The sequence below is a fragment of the Cryobacterium sp. TMT2-14 genome (assembly GCF_004402465.1).
In the GTDB taxonomy this organism is placed as follows: Bacteria; Actinomycetota; Actinomycetes; order Actinomycetales; family Microbacteriaceae; genus Cryobacterium; species Cryobacterium sandaracinum.
This window is the reverse complement of record NZ_SOFV01000030.1, coordinates 116,990-135,014: the sequence shown is the minus strand read 5'-3', so window position 1 is coordinate 135,014 and position 18,025 is coordinate 116,990. Positions and strand designations below refer to the sequence as shown.

Annotated in this window: 19 protein-coding genes and 1 other RNA gene; 15 read left to right on the top strand and 5 right to left on the bottom strand. The window is 65.4% G+C overall.

From position 1 onward, the window contains the following. The first annotated feature begins 15 nt into the window (after nucleotides 1-15). Complete coding sequence (locus tag E3O28_RS11385) at nucleotides 16-1,398, top strand: hypothetical protein (protein ID WP_134416050.1); 1,383 nt, start codon at nucleotides 16-18, stop codon at nucleotides 1,396-1,398. Between the two features lie 271 nt (nucleotides 1,399-1,669). Next, on the top strand, nucleotides 1,670-1,888 hold the full coding sequence (locus E3O28_RS11380) for a hypothetical protein (protein WP_134416048.1): 219 nt from the start codon (nucleotides 1,670-1,672) through the stop codon (nucleotides 1,886-1,888). Nucleotides 1,889-1,911: 23 nt separating this feature from the next. Here E3O28_RS11380 and E3O28_RS11375 read toward each other — a convergent pair whose 3' ends face one another. Further along, entirely contained in the window at nucleotides 1,912-3,288 is a 1,377-nt protein-coding gene (locus E3O28_RS11375) for a recombinase family protein (RefSeq protein ID WP_134416046.1), read from the bottom strand. A gap of 175 nt (nucleotides 3,289-3,463) precedes the next feature. On the opposite strand from E3O28_RS11375, the gene E3O28_RS11370 reads away from it, so the two are divergent. The 5 genes from E3O28_RS11370 to E3O28_RS11350 are packed head-to-tail and all read left to right on the top strand — an operon-like array spanning nucleotide 3,464 to nucleotide 6,001. Then, nucleotides 3,464-3,652: a hypothetical protein gene (locus E3O28_RS11370; protein WP_104100207.1), complete on the top strand. Its 189-nt coding sequence runs from the start codon at nucleotides 3,464-3,466 to the stop codon at nucleotides 3,650-3,652. Nucleotides 3,653-3,658: 6 nt separating this feature from the next. Then, entirely contained in the window at nucleotides 3,659-4,069 is a 411-nt protein-coding gene (locus tag E3O28_RS11365; protein ID WP_233191293.1) for a TadE family protein, read from the top strand. Between the two features lie 25 nt (nucleotides 4,070-4,094). Beyond that, the gene (locus tag E3O28_RS11360) at nucleotides 4,095-4,538 is read left to right on the top strand and encodes a hypothetical protein (protein ID WP_104171587.1); all 444 of its coding nucleotides are present in this window, start codon (nucleotides 4,095-4,097) and stop codon (nucleotides 4,536-4,538) included. Next, nucleotides 4,535-5,074, top strand: a complete 540-nt coding sequence (locus E3O28_RS11355) for a pilus assembly protein TadG-related protein (protein WP_104171588.1) — start codon at nucleotides 4,535-4,537, stop codon at nucleotides 5,072-5,074. The genes E3O28_RS11360 and E3O28_RS11355 overlap by 4 nt, the downstream gene beginning before the upstream one ends. A gap of 42 nt (nucleotides 5,075-5,116) precedes the next feature. After that, nucleotides 5,117-6,001, top strand: coding sequence for an EamA family transporter (locus tag E3O28_RS11350; RefSeq protein ID WP_104193868.1), 885 nt, complete (start codon nucleotides 5,117-5,119; stop codon nucleotides 5,999-6,001). A 191-nt stretch (nucleotides 6,002-6,192) separates the two neighbouring features. Here E3O28_RS11350 and E3O28_RS11345 read toward each other — a convergent pair whose 3' ends face one another. The 3 genes from E3O28_RS11345 to E3O28_RS11335 all read right to left on the bottom strand — a co-directional run bounded on the left by E3O28_RS11345 (nucleotide 6,193) and on the right by E3O28_RS11335 (nucleotide 8,692). Further along, on the bottom strand, nucleotides 6,193-6,849 hold the full coding sequence (locus tag E3O28_RS11345; protein ID WP_166784803.1) for a pentapeptide repeat-containing protein: 657 nt from the start codon (nucleotides 6,847-6,849) through the stop codon (nucleotides 6,193-6,195). 2 nt (nucleotides 6,850-6,851) lie between these two features. Further along, entirely contained in the window at nucleotides 6,852-7,352 is a 501-nt protein-coding gene (locus tag E3O28_RS11340) for a nitroreductase family deazaflavin-dependent oxidoreductase (protein ID WP_134342960.1), read from the bottom strand. A 68-nt stretch (nucleotides 7,353-7,420) separates the two neighbouring features. Then, complete coding sequence (locus tag E3O28_RS11335) at nucleotides 7,421-8,692, bottom strand: MFS transporter (RefSeq protein ID WP_104100202.1); 1,272 nt, start codon at nucleotides 8,690-8,692, stop codon at nucleotides 7,421-7,423. 310 nt (nucleotides 8,693-9,002) lie between these two features. Between E3O28_RS11335 and prfB the strand changes: the two genes are divergently transcribed. The 5 genes from prfB (at nucleotide 9,003) to ssrA (ending at nucleotide 13,385) form a co-directional block, all read left to right on the top strand. After that, nucleotides 9,003-10,112, top strand: a complete 1,110-nt coding sequence (gene prfB / locus E3O28_RS11330) for a peptide chain release factor 2 (RefSeq protein ID WP_134416042.1) — start codon at nucleotides 9,003-9,005, stop codon at nucleotides 10,110-10,112. Between the two features lie 80 nt (nucleotides 10,113-10,192). Continuing rightward, nucleotides 10,193-11,392: a cell division ATP-binding protein FtsE gene (ftsE, locus tag E3O28_RS11325; protein WP_134416040.1), complete on the top strand. Its 1,200-nt coding sequence runs from the start codon at nucleotides 10,193-10,195 to the stop codon at nucleotides 11,390-11,392. Beyond that, nucleotides 11,389-12,303, top strand: a complete 915-nt coding sequence (ftsX, locus tag E3O28_RS11320; RefSeq protein WP_134341825.1) for a permease-like cell division protein FtsX — start codon at nucleotides 11,389-11,391, stop codon at nucleotides 12,301-12,303. Before ftsE ends, ftsX begins: the two co-directional genes overlap by 4 nt. A 90-nt stretch (nucleotides 12,304-12,393) precedes the next feature. Next, nucleotides 12,394-12,870, top strand: coding sequence for an SsrA-binding protein SmpB (gene smpB, locus E3O28_RS11315; RefSeq protein ID WP_104193627.1), 477 nt, complete (start codon nucleotides 12,394-12,396; stop codon nucleotides 12,868-12,870). 140 nt (nucleotides 12,871-13,010) lie between these two features. Continuing rightward, nucleotides 13,011-13,385, top strand: a transfer-messenger RNA (tmRNA) gene (gene ssrA, locus E3O28_RS11310). Nucleotides 13,386-13,502: 117 nt separating this feature from the next. Here the strand turns inward: ssrA and E3O28_RS11305 are convergent. Next, nucleotides 13,503-14,552 (bottom strand): LacI family DNA-binding transcriptional regulator, encoded by a 1,050-nt coding sequence (locus E3O28_RS11305; protein WP_241973109.1) that lies wholly within the window; start codon nucleotides 14,550-14,552, stop codon nucleotides 13,503-13,505. A gap of 103 nt (nucleotides 14,553-14,655) precedes the next feature. On the opposite strand from E3O28_RS11305, the gene E3O28_RS11300 reads away from it, so the two are divergent. From E3O28_RS11300 to E3O28_RS11290, 3 genes are all read left to right on the top strand, one after another. Further along, on the top strand, nucleotides 14,656-15,576 hold the full coding sequence (locus E3O28_RS11300) for a sugar ABC transporter permease (RefSeq protein ID WP_134416038.1): 921 nt from the start codon (nucleotides 14,656-14,658) through the stop codon (nucleotides 15,574-15,576). A gap of 157 nt (nucleotides 15,577-15,733) precedes the next feature. Continuing rightward, a complete protein-coding gene (locus E3O28_RS11295; protein ID WP_233191546.1) occupies nucleotides 15,734-16,543 on the top strand; it encodes a carbohydrate ABC transporter permease in 810 nt (269 codons plus the stop codon). A gap of 43 nt (nucleotides 16,544-16,586) precedes the next feature. Next, nucleotides 16,587-17,945, top strand: a complete 1,359-nt coding sequence (locus tag E3O28_RS11290) for an extracellular solute-binding protein (RefSeq protein ID WP_134416034.1) — start codon at nucleotides 16,587-16,589, stop codon at nucleotides 17,943-17,945. The last annotated feature ends 80 nt before the right edge of the window (nucleotides 17,946-18,025 follow it).

Sequence of the window (18,025 nt, the reverse complement as noted above, 5' to 3'; positions counted from 1 at the left end):
GCGGGAGTGGTGGACATGACCACGACCATCACACAGTTCGAAAACGCTCTACTGGCACAGGCAGAGATCATGGGCTTGCCGTCATCGGGTGTGCTTGTCGAGGTGCACCAGCGCGTTCAGGTTCTCTCGAACATGGACGGTGCGATGGCGGGGCTCCCACGCGAGAAGCGCGCGACGTCAATGTACCTGTCGAAGTTCATGCTGGCGGTGAGCGCTGGATTGTTTGACGCCGCATTGAACTATCTGTGGGACGAGACGATCGGCGAGCTCCGCAAGCGGATCATCGACTACGACCTCGACTACTTCTTCGACAACGCGGTGTCCGCAGACAAGCGCAAGGAGCTCAAGGGCCCCGACGACCTATTGAAGGTAACCGACGACGAGCTGGTCCGGGCCGCGCAGAAGGTCGGATTCATCTCACCCCTGGGCCAGCAGCAGCTCGACCTCGTGCGGCACATGCGCAATCACGCGAGTGCCGCTCACCCCAATCAGCATGAATTGCAGCCATACTCACTGCTCGGGTATATGGAGACCTGCATCAAGGAGGTCATCACCCTCCCTCAGTCCCCGACAATGGTACAGACAGGGCGGCTCCTGGCGAATGTGAAGACTGCGATCGTCACGAAGGAGGAGGCCGCCGGTTTCGCGACTCTGTTCGCCGGACTACGCAGGGACCAGTCCGAGACCTTGGCCAACGGCTTGTTTGGCATCTACGTGTCTCTTGACTCCGCGCCTGTCATTCGTGACAACGTGCGTCTACTTCTGCCGCACCTGTGGCCCAACCTCTCTGAGGATATGAAGTTCGCCTTCGGCACGCGTTTCGCGCGTTTCAAGGCGAGCCTGGACATCGCGCAGGCTGATCTCGCGAAGGAGTTCCTCCAGTCAGTCGATGGCTCGTCATACCTTCCCGAGGATGTCCGCGCAGCTGAGATCGACGTGCTCCTCGATCGCCTCCATGGTGCTCACCTTGGCATGAACAACTTCTACAACGAGCCGCCGATCGCGAAGGAGCTTGCGACCTACATCGGGTCGCTGCCTGTTCCGCCGGGCGTCCGGGCGAAGTATGCGAGCGGCTTGGTCGATTCCTTCCTTGCACGTTCGAGCGGCATCGCCTTCGCGGCCGACGGCCTCTACGAGCAGATGCTCCTCAGCATGACTCCCGCTGAGGCGAACCTGGCCCTGCTCTACGCGACCGGCGCGGATGCATCATCCAAGTACCTCGGCGAGATCCCCAGGAAGCAGCTCGATCGCCTCATTGCGATACTGACTCCGAAGCTGGTCAGCCGCCCCGCTCAGGACCTCATGGCGCATGTGAACGCGTTCACTGGGCCGCGGCAAAGCATGGCCATCGATTCGAAGATGGCACACCTTCGGAACAAGCTTGCAGTGACTCTTTAGCGGCGAGATGATCTGGTGAGTCAGCCGGAAGAACTCAGGAGCGTCCACTGTGGATAACTCGCCCGCGGCCCGAGTGTCTCTCGATAAGATCGCGCGATGCAGGATGATCTGGAGGCGCTGAGCGATCCGTCTTGCGCTCGGTGCCTCGTGCGTCTTCAGATCGCCGGCAGTCCCGAGCGCCCGTTCTGGCGCTGCCCCGATTGCGGATTAGTCAGGCTGTAGCGGACGTCCTCGCCCCTCTGGTGGCGACGGCTCGGTATGCTCTGCTTTCATGACGATTTACACCACTAACGAGTGGCAGGGCTACGGGAAGCAGAACTACTACTGGAACGAGTACAGGCTCGAAGGCGCCACCGTCGTCAAGTACAAGTGCCACAGACAGAAGTTCTTCGATGGCAAGGAGAACACTTGGCAGCAGGATGAAACGATCGCGGAATCCTGGGGCGTTGACGACCCGTCCATGCCTGACTGGCTTCGGCAGCAATTCTGATCATTCACAGCGCCTCGGCGTCGCTAGCCATTCCAGGTGACGCGCACCGTGTCCGGGTTGAACGCCTTGCCGGACCCCGCAGGCAGGATCGTGACGGCGACCAGTGTGTTCAGCAGGGCCCGCTTGCTGTCCATGCTGAGCGCGGCCCATACCTCAGCGGCAGCACCACCCACCAACTCGGCGGGTACGGCTGGAGGTAGTGCAGCTTCCACTGCAGCAGCGGCCTGAGCGCGGTCGGCCCGCAGCCGCTCGGTGATGCGCGTCAACTGCGCAGCGTCGATATCACCTGTCGCGAACATGTCCGCAGCGTTGGACAGGCGGGCGTCTAGCGCCTCGATCGTGTCGCGTGCCTCTTGCAGGGCTGCCGGGTCACCCGTGGCGAACAACTGCGCGGCGTCGGGCATCTGCAACCGGCCCACCACAATGCCCTCCACCAGTGCGTCCACGTCATCCTGCTTGCGGCGCACGCGGTAGCACTCGCTACACACGTAGCTGGGTGGCTGGCGCTTGGACCCGCCTGCCTTGGTGGTTGTCATCCTCCCGTTGGCCCGCGCCATGCCACCACCGCACCGGCCACACCGGGCGATGCCACCGAGCAGGTACTTGGGTGCCCTGCCGGGGGTGCCGGAGCGTCGACTCGGGTCGGTGAGCACCGCCTTGATCCGTTCGTGGGTGTCCTCGTCGATGACACGAGGGGAGTCAGCGGGGGCACGGCCTACTACCTGACCCCTGTGGATAGTCAGCCCTGCCAGGCTGGGCCGTAGCAGCAACTGCTTGAGCGTGGTCGAGTTCCAACGTGCGCCTCGGCCTGGGGTCGGGGTCTGCTGGGCGTCCAGGTCTTTGCAGATCGCCCGCAATGATTCACCGTCGAGCATGCGACGCACCGCCGCCCGAATCGTTGTGGCCTCATCTGGGTGCAGCACAACGGCAGTACCCTCACGCCGGAAGCCGTAGCCCATGCGCCCCGACTGGACTCCGTTGACTGCCCGCTGCACGTTGGCGGCGACCTGCCGTGTGGCCTTCTGCTCGCCCTCGTACTGGCTCCACACGGCGACGGTGCGGGCTACGGCACGCCCTGCCGGTGTGGTCAGGTCGAGAGTGCCCGCCGTCACGGTGTACACAGGCACGTTCAGGGTGATTACTCGCTCCAGGTCACGGGTCAGTCGCAGCAGACGGTCCTGATGCCAGGCGATGATGGCCTGCGGCTGAGAGGCAAGCATGGCCTCGAAGCTGGGGCGTACCTTTCCATTGGTGGCGCTGATGTCGTTGTCGGAGTACACCGCCACAACGTCAAGGCCCAGGCGCTCAGCCAGCGCGCGGCACTCCTGCTCTTGGCGGACAACTGCGAGCGCCTCACCGGTGCGGTCGAGGCTAACGCGGGTGTAGATAACTGCTTGCATGAAGGTACCTTATTGCAATGTTGGTACCGCTCGTTTTCCTGATTCTGCCCATGACGATCCTGTTCGCGATCTTCCCCGGCCTGTTCATCCTGCAGAGCGGATTCTGAACCACTGAACCACTGAACCACTGCCGCACGAGAGAACCACTGTCCCCACGAGAGAAAGTGAGTCAATCATGAAGACACTGCAGCGACGTGTGCGCGACCGGTGGAGCGATGCCGGGGGCGATGAACGAGGCGACGTTCCGGGATGGGTGCTCATCACCCTGATGACGGCCGGGCTGGTCATGATCATCTGGGGTCTGGCCGGTCCGGCGTTGAGCGGCGTGTTCCAACAGGCGATCGACCGGGTCAGCGGAATGTGACCGGCCGTGACGCGCACGCGGGGGAACCGAACCCGATCGCTCGGTGGTGAGGAGGGGTCGGCGGCCGCCGAATTCGTGATGGTCGGCGCACTGCTGACCGCGCTGACGCTCGGCGTCATGCAGCTGGGGCTGACCCTGCTCGTGCGCAACACCGTGCTTGACGCCGCCGCCGAGGGAGCCCGGTACGCCGCGCTCGCTGACAGCGGGCTGGGTGAGGGTGCGGCACGCACCCGCGAGCTGATCACGACGTCGATCGGGCCCGCGTATGCAACCGATGTGGAGGCCAGCTATGGGGACTATGGCGGGTTCCCGAGCGTGCAGGTGCGCGTCGTGGCGCCGCTGCCGCTGCTGGCCCTGTTCGGCGTCGATCGCGGGCTGGAGGTGGTCGGACATGCGGCGGTCGAGACCCTGCGGTAGTGGGGGCCGAGTCAGCCGTTGGCGTGTGTGGTCGGCGAACGGAGAGCAGGGTTCGGCCTCGCTGGAGTTCATCACGGCCGGCCTGATCCTGCTGGCGCCGCTCGTCTACCTGGTGTTGGCGATGGCGGCGCTGCAGGGCGGCGCCCTCGCCGTGGAGGGAGCAGCCCGCCAGGCCGCACGCGTCTACGTCCAGGCGCCCGATGAGGCCGCGGCGAACGCCCGCGCCGAGCGGGCCGTGCAGTTCGGGCTCACGGACTACGGCATCGACCCTGCGGGTGCCGAGGTAAACGTGGCCTGCGAGGCCGGTGTGAACGGATGCCTGACCCGGCAGAGCACAGTCACGGTCACCGTGCGCATCCGGGTGGCCTTGCCGCTGCTGCCGGACCTCCTCTCACTGCGCGACTCGGCCAGTGTTCCCCTGGAGGCCCAGGCCACGCAGACGGTGTCCCGCTTCTGGCGGGCCGGATGAGCGGCGGCGGAGGCTCGGCGGTCGCCTGCGCGGCAGCGCTCGCGGGCACGCCATCGGGATCGCGGGCGGCGCGGTGGCGGCGCCGGCTGCCGATCCGGCCCGGAGGCGAGAAGGGATCGACGCTCATCCTCACGATCTTCTACGGCTTCCTCGCCCTGCTGCTGATCCTCGTCGTCGTGGCCGCGACCTCTCTGTACCTGGAGCGCAAACGCCTGCTGACCCTCGCGGACGGCGCTGCGCTCGCCGGGGCCGAGGCGTTCGACCTGGGCGCGATGGCCGTCACGGTCGACGGCTCGGGCGCGGAGTTGCGACCCTCCCTGTCGTCTGCTGGAGTGCGGACGGCCGTGGAAGAGTTTCTCGCAGCCACCCCGGATGGCCGGATGGAGGGACTGAGGGTGAGCGGTGCGGCATCCGTCGACGGGCAAAGCGCCACGGTTTCACTGAGTGCCTATTGGCGTCCGCCGGTGCTGGCCGTGCTGCTGCCGGCCGGGGTGCCGCTGGAGGTCACGGCGGTGGCGCGCTCGGTGTTCCGCTAGCGTTAGCGAAACGCGCCTGACCCGGCGCAGGGGAGGAGAACCGTGACGGCCGAGCGCGACCGCCTGACCGGTGCCGGCGCCCAGGTCGTGACCGAGGTGAGCATCAACTTCGGGTCGTCCCTCGCCGGTCTGGCCATTCCGCTTGTCGGCTCGCCCGTCGTCGTCGCAGTGCGGCAGCTGGTGATGGCCGCCACGGTGCTGCCCTTTTACCGGCCAAAACTGGCCGGCCTCAGCTGGCGTCGGCTGTGGCCGGCGCTGGCGCTCGGTGTCGTGCTCGCGGTGATGAACCTCACCTTCTACGAGGCTGTCGACCTGCTCGGGCTCGGCATCGCGGCCACGATCGAGTTCCTCGGTCCGTTTGCTCTGGCGCTGGCCTCGTCGCGCCGCCTGCTCGACTTCGTCTACGCCACCGCGGCGGCCGGTGGGGTGTTCCTGCTCACCTGGTCTGACGGGGCACTCAATCTGCTCGGCATCCTCTTCGCCCTGACCGCGGCGGCGTCATGGGCGGCCTACATTCTGCTGACCCGCAAGGTGGCCGTGACCTTCCCCGGGCTTGAGGGCATTTCCGTGGCCAGCGTCGTCAGCCTGACTTTGCTGGTGCCGTTCGCGCTGCTCACGGTCGACTGGCCGAGCCTCAATTGGGGCGTGATCGGGCTGCTGCTCGCCATCGGCGTGCTTTCGTCGGCGTTCCCGTACACGCTGGACACCTTCATCTTGCGCCGCATCACCCCGCGCCTCTACGCGATCATCACCAGCTTCGGCCCCGTGATCGCGGCGCTGTTCGGCGCGCTGGTACTGGGGGAGACCTTCCTGGTGCAGCAGCAGATCGCCATCCTTGTGGTGTGCGTGGCGGCCGGCGCGGCCATCGCCAGCCAGCGCGAAACGCCGAAATCCGAACTCGAGATCATCGCGGGCGCGATTCCCTGATCGGGCGCGATTCTCCGATCGGGCGCGTGCGGGCATCCGTCGCCGGCTGCCCGGCGTTGAACCAATTCGACGGAGATATTGTCTCAAAGGCCTGTTTTCAGCGGGTCTGGGGCTGATTTTGGCAAAATCTCCGTCGAATTCGTTGGGGACAGGCTATCTGCGCAGCGCCCGCGGCTCGGGGACTGACTCGGCTAGGTGACGATGATGCCGAGGTGTGCGGCGAAAACGGGCGCAAGCAGGCTGAGCTGGGCGTCATCGATGGTGGCGCTGCGCAGCCCCTCAAGCCCGTGGATGGCACTGAAGTCGCTCGAGCGTAGGTCGGCGTCCTTGAGGGTGGCACGGGTCACATCGAGGGTGCCGACGCGGCAGTCGCGCATCTCGAAGCGCTGCACGGTGGCGCCGCCGAGGTCGAGCTCCTCGATGATGCAGTTGGAGAGCAGCACATCGATCAGCGTCGCCCCGCGCAGGTTCACGAAGTCGAGCTTGGACTCGTCGATGTGCACCGAGCGCAGGGTGGCCTCGTAGAGCTCGAGCACCCCGAGCCGGGAGTGCTCCACCCTGACGTCCCGCCAGCTCGAGCGGGGCGCGCAGAAGACGGCCGCGTGCAGCTCGCGGGCCACGCAGTCGGCGACGGATGCCCCGCGCAACTGCGTGTCGCTGAGGGAGACTCCGCGCAGCTCGCACTCCTGGAAGCCGATGCCGGTCAGGTCCCGGCCGGACAGGTCGCATGCGCTGAAGCGCTCGGCCTCCCGGCTGTCACCGGCGCGGAGGTCGCTGCCGTCGGAGTCGGTCAGGCCGGCCAACACGATTCGGTCGATTCGGGGACCGCGGGTATTCGCGCGTGCCACCGTCAGGAGACGGGAGCAGCCGCGGCGGCAGTCGTAGTGGCGGGAGCGCCGGCAGCGGGAGCGGCGGGGGGAACCGCTTCCAGCACGAACACCGGGATGACCCGGTCGGTCTTTTTTTCGTAGTCGGCGTAGTCGGGGAACGCGGCCACAGCCCGCTCCCACCACGCAGCGCGTTCGGTGCCGGTGACCTCGCGGGCCAGCATGTCCTGACGGCTGGGGCCATCCTGCAGCTCGATGAGAGGGTGGGCCACCACATTGCCGTACCAGACGGGGTTCTTCGGGCTGCCGCCGAGGGAGGCGATGGCGGCGTAGGCACCCTCGTGCTCCACGCGCATCAGCGGGGTCTTGCGCAGCTTGCCCGACTTGGCCCCGAGGGTGGTGAGCACGATGACGGGCATCCCGCGCAGGGTGGTGCCTTCCGTGCCTCCGGAGCTTTCGTACAGGTCGACCTGGTCGCGCACCCACTGCTGGGTGCCGGGCTCGTATTCTCCGATGAGGGGCATACGACCATTAAACGCCCTCGGTCGGACTCCCATTCCCCCGGGTTCAGCGCGTCGGGGCCGAGGCAGCGTCAGGGACGCATGCGCGGCCGGCGAGGCGCGTAGCGGGGGATGTAGCGGCCCAGAATCACGGCGCCGAACAGTCCGAACACTCCCATCACGACGCTGGCGATCGAGATGGTGGCGACCGCGGTCAGGCCGGCCACGGCCAGGGGGGCGACGGCCCCGCCCAGGTCGGCGGTGAAGCGCCATGCGCCCAGGAACGGTGCCGGGCTGTTGTTCTTCGGGGCCAGGTCGGCGCCGAGCGTCATCAGGAGGCCACTGCCGATGCCGTTGGCGAGCGACAGGATCATGGCCACGGCGACGAACCACTCCACGTTGCCGGGCAAGTCGTGTGTGAACGCGAGAATGAGGTGCCCGGCACCTAGGCCGATCATCGACGGGATGGCGGTCCACAGGCGGCCGAAACGGTCCATGATCTGGCCACTGACGTAGAAGAGGGCGAAGTCGACCGCGCCGGCGATGCCGATGATCAGGGCGATGTCGGGGACGCTGATGCCGATGCTGACCGCCCAGAGCGGGAGCAGCACCGTGCGGGAGGCGCGCATCGCCCCGATCAGGCCCGCGCCCGTGCCAAGGCGCAGGAGCACCGCTCGGTGGCCCCAGATGGTGCGGAACAGCCCCTGGGATTCCTCGGCCGCGAGCTCCCGCCCGGCCGGCATGACAGATCCGTCGGGCGCCTTCACCAGTTGCGGGCCACCGAAAGTGCTCTCGGGATCGGGCAGCAGGAGCAGCATCGCGGCCGCGCCGAGGCAACAGACCACGAACACCCAGAACACCGACTCGGTGCTGTCGGTGAGGCTGAGCAGGGCGGCGGCGATGAACGGGCCGATGAACCAGCCGGCGCGGAAGATGCCGCCGAGGGTCGACAGCGCCCGGGCCCGGTAGGCCAGAGGCACGTAGCTGGTCATGAACGCGTGGCGGGCCAGGGCGAACACGGCGGTGGCCAGGCCGATCAGGAAGATGCCGATGCCCAGCACGAGCGGGTTGGGAGCGACGATGCAGATCAGTACGGCGATGATCGTGAGCAAGGATGCCCAGATCATGGCGTTGCGCTCCCCGATGAGGGAGACCACCCAGCCGCTGGGGATGTCCCCGGCCAGTTCACCCACCATGATCATGGCGGCGATGAACCCTGCGATCGCGAGTGTGGCACCCAGGTCGTTGGCCACGATCGGGATCAGCGGGATGATCGCGCCCTCGCCGATCGAGAACAGGAGGGTCGGTAGGAACGCGGCGAGTGCGACGGAACGCATCTGGAAGGGGCGGTCGGCGTTACTCATGGCTTGTCGATGTTATCCCCGGGCGGGTGTTGGTGTTTCGAGTCCGCACCCTTACGGCAGCTTCGACCCGAACGAATTCGACGGAGATTCTGCCTGAATCAGCCCTGAGCGGGCCGAAAGAGCGCTTTCACACGAGAATCTCCGTCGAATTGGTTGACGCCGGGCAGGGCATTCCGCCGTGCACGAACCGCGGCCACACGGAATGGTCAGCATGGACCTTTCCAGGGTCCGGACCAGCCGCATCCGGCGCTGAAAGCGGACTCCACGAGCGGATGCCGTGACCGGGTGGCCCGGTAGGCTGGGGTTCGACATGATTGAGCTGGAATTCTCGGAGCAGATCGCCGCACTGCGGGCCACGTTCGACGACATCCGGTCGGTGATCGATATCGATCGACTCCGCACCGATATCGCCGACCTGAATGAACAGGCCGGTGCGCCCGATCTGTGGGACGACTCCGACCACGCGCAGAAGGTGACCAGCCAGCTGAGCCATCGCCAGTCGGAGCTGGCCCGCATCGTGAGCATCGAGTCCCGCCTCGACGACCTTGAGGTGCTGGTGGAACTCGCCAACGCCGAGGGTGACCAGGAATCGGCTGACGAGGCCACCGCGGAACTCGCGAGCATCACGAAGGTGCTCGGCGACCTCGAGGTGCACACGCTGCTCAACGGCGAATTCGACGTGCGTCCGGCGGTCATCACCATCCGTTCCGGCGCCGGCGGCGTCGACGCGGCCGACTTCGCCGAGATGCTGCTGCGCATGTACCTGCGCTGGGCCGAGCAGCACAACTACCCCGTGCAGGTGCTCGACGTGGGCTACGCCGAAGAGGCCGGCATCAAGAGCGCGACCATCCAGGTGGATACGCCCTACGCCTTCGGCACGCTGAGCGTCGAGGCCGGCACGCACCGCCTCGTGCGGATGAGCCCGTTCAACTCCGCCGGTAAACGCCAGACCTCCTTCGCCGCTGTGGAGGTGGTTCCGCTGATCGAGCAGACCGAGTCGATCGAGGTGCCCGAGAACGACATCCGGGTCGACGTCTTCCGCTCCAGCGGACCCGGCGGCCAGTCCGTGAACACGACCGACTCCGCCGTGCGCATCACCCACCTGCCCACGGGCACGGTGGTGAGCTGCCAGAACGAGAAGAGCCAGATCCAGAACCGGGCCGCCGCCATGCGCGTGCTGCAGTCCCGGCTGCTGTTGCTGCAGCGCGAGCAGGAAGCCGCCACCAAGAAGGAGCTGGCCGGGGTGATCACGGCCAGCTGGGGCGACCAGATGCGCAGCTACGTGCTCGCGCCGTACCAAATGGTCAAGGACCTGCGCACCAACTACGAGGTCAACAATCCCGGCCAGGTGTTCGACGGCGACCTTGACGGTTTCATCGCCGCCGGCATCCGTTGGCGCAAGCAGGCGCCGCAGGGTTAGAGCCTTGATCTGCGGGTCTGTCACCGGTTAGGTATGTCGGAGTAGGAATTATCAAGATGCCTGCCTAGGCTCAAGGGGCCATGATTCGTTTTGACACCATCACCAAGAAGTATCCGGGAACGAACCGACCGGCACTGGACGCCATCAGCGTCGAGGTGCTGCGCGGAGAGTTCGTCTTTCTCGTCGGTGCTTCCGGCTCGGGGAAATCGACTTGCCTCCGCCTTGTGCTGAAGGAAGACCGGCCCACCAGCGGCAGCATTCACGTGCTCGGACAGGACTTGCGGTCGATCTCCAACCGCAAGGTGCCCTATTTCCGCCGCAACATGGGCGTCGTCTTCCAAGACTTCCGCCTGCTGCCGAATAAGAGCGTTTTCGACAACGTGGCCTTCAGTCTGCAGGTGATCGGCAAGTCGCGCGGGTTCATCCAGGAAGCCGTACCCGACACCCTCGAGATGGTCGGACTGGCCGAAAAGGCGCTGCGCCTGCCCCACGAACTCTCCGGTGGTGAGCAGCAGCGTGTTGCCATCGCCCGCGCCATCGTGAACAAGCCGCAGATCCTGCTGGCCGACGAGCCCACCGGAAACCTCGACCCCACCACCAGCGCCGGCATCATGGCCCTGCTCGAACGTATCAACGCCGCCGGCACGACCGTGATCATGGCCACCCACGAGGCCGGAATCGTCGACCAGATGCAGCGCCGTGTGATCGAACTCGTCGGTGGACGCATCGTGCGCGACGAGCGCCAGGGTGGCTACGCCACCGCGGCCATCCCCACCACCACCGCCGGCACCGGGCGCCGTTCCGCCCGAGAGGTTCCCAGTGGCTCGTCGGGTGTGGCACCTGCGGCTGCGGCACCGTCATCCATTTTCGCGCCGGCCGCCGCCGCCCCTACCGCCGTGCCCACTGACGAGGTTCTGCCTGCGTCGCACCCTCCCCTCACCTTTCCACCGGTTCCCGTGCCGGCGCCGGTCGCCGAGCCTGCCGCGGCCCCGTTCTCAGCCGCGAAAAGTCCGGCCGATCCGGCGCCCCTCGACGACGGATCGTCCGAGGACGCAGAAGTGGAAGCAGAAGCAGAAGCAGAAACGGACGCAGAAGCAGAAGCGGATTCCGCCGCCGATGCTTCGATGACCGACCTGAGCCGGGCCATGACCCGGCCGGTTCTTCCGATCACCCAGCACGACGTACCGGAGCAGTTGACCCTGGCCGAGAAGCTCGGGCTGCGCGCGCCGGGCGAAAAACCGGACCAGACCGGCGAACAGAATGTAGGGCCCACCCGATGAGACTCGGACTCGTGCTCTCCGAAGCAGCCAACGGCCTGCGCCGCAACGCCTCCATGGTCGTTTCCGTGGTGCTCGTGACCTTCATCTCGCTGACCTTCGTGGGCGCCGCGATCCTGATGCAGATGCAGATCGGCCAGATGAAGAACTTCTGGTACGACCGCGCCCAGGTGGGCATCTACATGTGCACCGCCATTTCGTCGGGTGAGACGTGCACGGCCGGGGAGGCCACGCCCGAACAGATCGACACGGTCAAGGCGCAGCTCGAGACCCCTACCCTGTCACCGTTCATCGACAAGTACTACTTCGAGACTCACGACCAGGCCTTCGAGAACTTCAAGAAGCAGTTCGCCGACAACCCGGTGGTCGACTACGTCACCGCTGACCAGTTGAACGAAACCTTCTGGGTCAACCTCGGCGATCCCTCGCAATCGGATGTGCTCGTAGAGGCTCTGTCCGGCGTCGCCGGGGTGGAGAACGTCGCGGACCAACGAAAGTACCTGGACCAGATCTTCTCCGTGCTGAACGTTGCCAGTTACACCGCGATCGGCATCGCCGCGCTGATGCTTGTGGCGGCGGCCCTGCTGATCGCCACCACCATCCGTCTCTCCGCGTTCTCCAGGCGGCGCGAGCTGGGCATCATGAGGCTGGTCGGGGCATCCAATCGGTTCATTCAAACGCCCTTCATCCTGGAGGGTGTTTTCGCGGCTCTGCTGGGATCGCTGCTGGCGGGAGGCGCCGTTCTCGGTCTCGTGTACTGGTTCGTGCAGGGCTATCTGGGCGAACGTCTGACCAACTTCTCCCTCGTCGGCATGCAAGACGCCCTCGTGGTGGTTCCGATCCTGTTGGTGGTCGGCGCGGTGCTGGCGGCCTTCTCCGCTCAATTCGCCATCACGCGCTATCTGAAGGTCTGACCTACTCCGCTCGGCCCGCCCCCAGAGCGCTAGACTGGTGGGCTGGTCGGCATCGCGTCCGAACACATCCACCGAGTCGAGGAGTATGCCGTGCCCAGGGAAATAGGCGAGAAGGTCGTCTCGACCAATCGCAAGGCACGCCACGATTACCTCATTGAGGAGACCTACGAGGCCGGAATGGTACTCAGCGGCACCGAGGTCAAGTCTCTCAGGGCCGGTCGGGCTTCGCTCGTCGACGGCTACGCTTTCATCGAGAACGGCGAGATCTGGCTGGACGCCGTGCACATCCAGGAGTACGTCGCCGGCACGTGGACCAACCACCCGCCGCGGCGCAAGCGCAAACTCCTGATGCACAAGCAGGAGATCATCAAAATCAGCCACAAAACCAAAGAGGGCGGCTACACGCTCGTCCCGCTGCGGCTCTACTTCAAGAACGGCAAGGCCAAGGTGGAGATCGCGGTCGCCAAGGGCAAGAAAGAGTACGACAAGCGCCAGACACTGCGCGAGCGCCAGGACAAGCGCGAGTCCGACCGGGCCATCTCCGCCCGAAAAAACCTCGGCGACTAGCCTTCCACCTCGTCGTATTGTAAGCTAAAGGGCTGCACGATCCATTCGGGCCGTGAGGATTGACACTCAGCAGATTGAAAACTCAACAGCGTGTGACAGTGACCCACTCGAATGCCGCCATGGTGGCAGTGAGTGCACATGGGGATGATCGGTTTCGACATTGCCTGCGCAATTATGAGAAGCGGGTCGAGGATGCAGGGTTATCTCGTAAACGATCTCTGCAAAACAATAAGTGCCAAATCAAACCGCACTGACTTCGCCCTCGCTGCCTAAGCGAGCGCACTAAGAAGTCCGCCAGGCCGGGAATGCTCTCTACCCGGACCCTGACGTCATTTAGAGAGATTGCTCCTACTCTGAGCCGCGGGGTGTAGGGGGACTCAAACGAGGGCTGGGCTCGTCGGATTAGATGCCAGCGGCAAATTCCGGAGCCGAGTAGAACGATTTCACTGGATACACCCGTAGAAGGCATATGACCACAGCAGTGGACGGGGGTTCAATTCCCCCCATCTCCACCACCGGTTGCTGTCACACGTTGTTGAGCCGGAAGGCCCGCAATCCACGTGATTGCGGGCCTTTCGTCACCCGTCGTCAGTTTCGTGGCCGCCCTCTTCTCGCTCCGCGAGTGGGCGGGGTCAGTCCCGGCGCGAGGGAGAGGCCGTGCTCGACCGGAGCACCAGGTGCGCCGGCACAAGGGTGGCGCCGGGGTGTGGCCGGTTTGACTCGATGAGTTCGAGCAGCTTCACCATGCAAAGGCGGCCGACCTCGCCGAAGTCCTGATGCACGGTGGTCAGAGGTGGGTAGAAGGAATCGGCGTCGGGCATGTCGTCGAAGCCGATCACGCTGACCGACTGCGGCACGGCGCGCCCGGACTCGTGCAGAGCCCGCAGGATGCCGAGGGCCATCTGGTCGTTCGCGGCGAAGATCGCCGTGACATCCTTGCGCGCGGCCAATGTCAGTCCGTGCTGGTAGCCCGATTTGCCGCTCCAGTCGCCCACCAGGGGCGGCGGCACCGGCGTGCCTGCCTCCTCGAGGGTCGCTCGCCAGGAGGCTGCCCGGCGACGGGCGGAGAACGCCGCGTCGGGCCCGGCCACATGCCAGACGGTGGTGTGGCCCAGGTCGAGCAGGTGCTGCGTGGCCTGGCGGGCACCGTCGACCTGGTCGGTGTCGACGACCGTGAATTGGCTTCCGGCATCGGAGTCGACGATCACCACGGGAACCCCAGTCGGGAGGGTGATCGACGCCCGGTCGAGAACCTGGGCCTCCATGATGATGACGATGCCGTCGACCGCCTGCTCGGCGAGCCGGGTGACGGCGCTGGCCACGCCGTTCTCAGTGTCGAGGGCGACCGGCAGGAGAGTGACCGAGTAGCCGGCGAGGGTGGAGGATGCGGTGACCGCATCGAGGGTGCGCATATTGCCGAACGTCGAGAGGGTGTAGAGCACGACTCCGATGGAACGGAATTGGCCGGACTTCAGTGAGCGGGCGGCGCTGTTGGGCCGGTAGCCGGCCTCGTCCATGGCGGCCAGAACTCGTTCCCGGGTGTCGTCGTCCACGTTGGTGCGACCGTTGACCACCCGCGACACGGTCTGGGAGGAAACCTTCGCCAGGGCGGCCACATCGGCCATCGATGGAAGTCGGGATGTCGCCGTGCGTCGTTGCGGGGGGTTGGTCATGATTTCCATTTCCATATGTTTACGTAAACATGCTACCGTCCTGATACATCATGTTTACGTAAACATGACCGCGATCGGCAAACCGCAACCATGATGAGTTGAGAAGGCAAGCATGACAACGTTGTCACATCACCCCGCAGCCGGGTCGGCGACCCGCACGCAGCGCAGGCAGAAAAGAGACTGGACGGGCTGGCAATTCGTCGGCCCGTTCATGGTCGTCTTCGCCGTCGTGCTGATCGCTCCCGTGATCTACTCGGTCTACCTGAGCCTCTACAAGGACCAGTTGGTCGGCGGCAACTCGTTCGTCGGGTTCGCAAACTACGCCCAAGCCCTGTCGGATCCCAAGCTGTGGGAGTCCCTGGGTCGGGTCACCCTGTTCCTCGCCGTGCAGGTTCCGATCATGCTCGCCCTCGCACTCTTCGCCGCACTGGCCATCGACAGCGCCCGACTGCACCTGTCCCCGCTGTTCCGCATCGCGATCTTCCTGCCCTATGCCGTGCCGGCCGTGGTCGCAACACTGATGTGGGGCTTCATGTACGGCACCCAGTTCGGCCTCGTCGGCAACCTGAACGACTTCTTCGGGATCACCATCCCCTCGCCACTGTCCGGCACCTGGGTGCTCGCGTCGATCGGCAACATCGTCACCTGGGAATTCGTCGGCTACAACATGATCTTGTTCTACGCGGCGCTGCGGGTCATCCCCGCGGACCTGTACGAGGCGGCAGAGCTCGACGGTGCGGGAACCTTCCGGATCATCCGCAGCATCAAGTTCCCCGCTTTGCGGCCCGCCATGGTGATCGGAGCGATCTTCTCGATCATCGGAAGCTTCCAGCTCTTCAACGAGCCGAGCATCCTGCGCTCACTTGCCCCGCACGCCATCAGCACCTTCTTCTCCCCGAACATGTACGCCTACAACCTCTCCTTCTCGGGGCAGCAGTACAACTACTCGGCGACCATCGCCATTATCGTCGGTCTGCTCACCGCATCCATCGCCTACATCGTGCAGATCACCGGCACCCGAAAGGAGGTCTGAGATGGCCCTCACCACGCCCGAATCCCTGACCCCGGCCTCGACCGCAGTGCGCGAGACAACCGCGGACACCCGCAGCATATCCCCGCGCCGATCCCGCTACGCCCGCCCCAGCGCCGGCAGTCAGCACAAGCGCAAGTCGGTGCTGCTGACGGTGGTCATGGTCGTCTTCCTGATCTACAGCCTGCTCCCGCTGTTCTGGCTGTTCGTCGGCTCGACGAAGACGCAGGCCTCGCTGCTCAACTCTTTCGGCCTGTGGTTCAGCGGCGACTTCGCCCTGTTCGACAACATCGCCCAGACGCTCACCTACGACGGCGGTGTCTTCGTGCGCTGGCTCGGCAACACGCTGCTGTACGTGGTCATCGGAGCGGGCGGGGCCACGTTCCTCGCGGCCCTCGGCGGGTACGGGCTGGCCAAGTTCAACTTTCCCGGCAAGAAGGCCGTCTTCGCCGTCGTGCTCGGCGCCGTGGCCATCCCCGGAACGGCCCTGGCCGTTCCCACCTTCCTCATGTTCAGCCAGCTCGGCCTGACAAACACCCCTTGGGCCGTGATCCTGCCGTCACTGATCAGCCCGTTCGGGCTATACCTGATCTGGACCTACGCTCTCGACTCCGTGCCCACCGAGGTACTCGAGGCCGCGCGGATGGACGGCGCGGGAGAGATCCGCACTTTCTTCACCATCTCCCTGCGGTTACTGGCCCCCGGGCTCGTCACCGTGCTCCTCTTCTCGATCGTCGGGACCTGGAACAACTATTTCCTGCCGCTGATCATGCTGAGCGAACCGACCTGGTACCCGCTCACCGTGGGCCTGAACCAGTGGAATCAGCAGGCGCAGACGGTGGGCGGTGACGTGATCTACAACCTCGTGATCACCGGCTCCCTGATCACGATCATCCCCATCGTGGTCGCGTTCCTATTTCTCCAGCGGTACTGGCAGTCGGGTCTGGCCGCCGGAAGCGTCAAAGCCTAACTATCCAAGCAGCCTCCATTCTCAAAGAAGTGAAGGGTTCACAATGAAATCAACACACCGCACCGCACGACGCGTGGGACGCACCGTAGCGGCCATGGTGACCGGCCTGTGCCTGGTCGGATCGCTCGCGGCCTGTGCGCCGGGTTCCGCCGGGGGAGCCAAAACCGGCACCGCCGACGACATCGCGGCGGCTCTGCAGGAGAAATCCACCATCACGGTCTGGTCCTGGGGCACCCCGGTGCAGGCCGCAGCGGATGCCTTCCAGGAGGAATACCCCAACGTCACCGTCAAGGTGGTCAACGCGGGCACCGGCAGCGCCGAGTACACCAAGCTGCAGAACGCGATCAAGGCCGGATCGGGCGCCCCCGATGTGGCTCAGATCGAGTATTACGCCCTGCCGCAGTTCGCTCTGTCGGATTCCCTCGCCGACCTCAACGACTTCGGCTTCGCCGAACTCGAGGACGAGTTCACGGCGTCGACCTGGGGCAACGTGAGCATCGACGGCGGTCTCTACGCCCTTCCGCAGGACTCCGGCCCCATGGCCATGTTCTACAACAAGGCCGTGTTCGACGAATACAGCATCGCCGTGCCGACCACCTGGGCCGAATACACCGCGGCAGCGGCCAAGATCCACGCCGCCGACCCGTCCCGCTACATCTCGAGCGACTCCGGCGACGCCGGCTTCGCCACGAGCATGATCTGGCAGGCCGGCGGACATCCGTACAGGACCGAAAACGGCACCGACGTCACGATCGACCTGCAGGATGCCGGTGCCAAGGAGTGGACGGAAATGTGGAACCCGATGGTTCAGGACGGCCTCGTCTCCCCGATCGTCGGCTGGACCGACGAGTGGTACAAGGCCCTCGGAGACGGCACCATCTCGACCCTGCTGACCGGCGCCTGGATGCCCGCCAACTTCGAATCGGGCATCACCGAATCGGCCGGTGACTGGCGGGTTGCCCCGTTACCCACCTACGAAGCCGGTGAAGCGGCCAGCGCCGAGAACGGCGGCTCCAGCGTGGCCGTGCTCGAACAGAGCACGAACAAGCTCGTTGCGGCCGGATTCGTCGAGTACCTGAACGCCGGCCCCGGGGTGCAGCTGCAGATCGACGGCGGCAGCTTCCCCTCCACCGTCGCCGACCTCGAGTCGGAGGAGTTCCTCGGCTACGAGAGCGAGTATTTCGGTGGCCAGAAGATCAACGAGGTGCTCGTGAAGGCCGCCAAGGACGTCGTGCCCGGCTGGTCCTACCTGCCGTTCCAGGTCTACTCGAACAGCATCTTCGCTGACACGGTCGGACAGTCCTACGAGAACAAGACCGACCTGAACACCGGCCTCCAGGGCTGGCAGGACGAGACCGCAGCCTACGGAGTGGAGCAGGGCTTCACCGTCAACAGCAAGTAACCGGGCGTATCCGCCCCGCTCGACGGGCGAGCGGGGGCCACCGCAGATCCGGTGGCCCCCGCCCGCCCGGCACACCCGTC

What these genes read in the sequence shown, in the direction of transcription:
- E3O28_RS11385 (WP_134416050.1), top strand. Translation starts at nt 16, where the DNA reads ATGACCACGACCATCACACAGTTCGAAAACGCTCTACTGGCACAGGCA.
- E3O28_RS11380 (WP_134416048.1), top strand. Translation starts at nt 1,670, where the DNA reads ATGACGATTTACACCACTAACGAGTGGCAGGGCTACGGGAAGCAGAAC.
- E3O28_RS11375 (WP_134416046.1), bottom strand. Translation starts at nt 3,288, where the DNA reads ATGCAAGCAGTTATCTACACCCGCGTTAGCCTCGACCGCACCGGTGAG.
- E3O28_RS11370 (WP_104100207.1), top strand. Translation starts at nt 3,464, where the DNA reads ATGAAGACACTGCAGCGACGTGTGCGCGACCGGTGGAGCGATGCCGGG.
- E3O28_RS11355 (WP_104171588.1), top strand. Translation starts at nt 4,535, where the DNA reads ATGAGCGGCGGCGGAGGCTCGGCGGTCGCCTGCGCGGCAGCGCTCGCG.
- E3O28_RS11340 (WP_134342960.1), bottom strand. Translation starts at nt 7,352, where the DNA reads ATGCCCCTCATCGGAGAATACGAGCCCGGCACCCAGCAGTGGGTGCGC.
- E3O28_RS11335 (WP_104100202.1), bottom strand. Translation starts at nt 8,692, where the DNA reads ATGAGTAACGCCGACCGCCCCTTCCAGATGCGTTCCGTCGCACTCGCC.
- prfB (WP_134416042.1), top strand. Translation starts at nt 9,003, where the DNA reads ATGATTGAGCTGGAATTCTCGGAGCAGATCGCCGCACTGCGGGCCACG.
- ftsE (WP_134416040.1), top strand. Translation starts at nt 10,193, where the DNA reads ATGATTCGTTTTGACACCATCACCAAGAAGTATCCGGGAACGAACCGA.
- ftsX (WP_134341825.1), top strand. Translation starts at nt 11,389, where the DNA reads ATGAGACTCGGACTCGTGCTCTCCGAAGCAGCCAACGGCCTGCGCCGC.
- E3O28_RS11305 (WP_241973109.1), bottom strand. Translation starts at nt 14,552, where the DNA reads ATGGAAATCATGACCAACCCCCCGCAACGACGCACGGCGACATCCCGA.
- E3O28_RS11300 (WP_134416038.1), top strand. Translation starts at nt 14,656, where the DNA reads ATGACAACGTTGTCACATCACCCCGCAGCCGGGTCGGCGACCCGCACG.
- E3O28_RS11295 (WP_233191546.1), top strand. Translation starts at nt 15,734, where the DNA reads ATGGTCGTCTTCCTGATCTACAGCCTGCTCCCGCTGTTCTGGCTGTTC.
- E3O28_RS11290 (WP_134416034.1), top strand. Translation starts at nt 16,587, where the DNA reads ATGAAATCAACACACCGCACCGCACGACGCGTGGGACGCACCGTAGCG.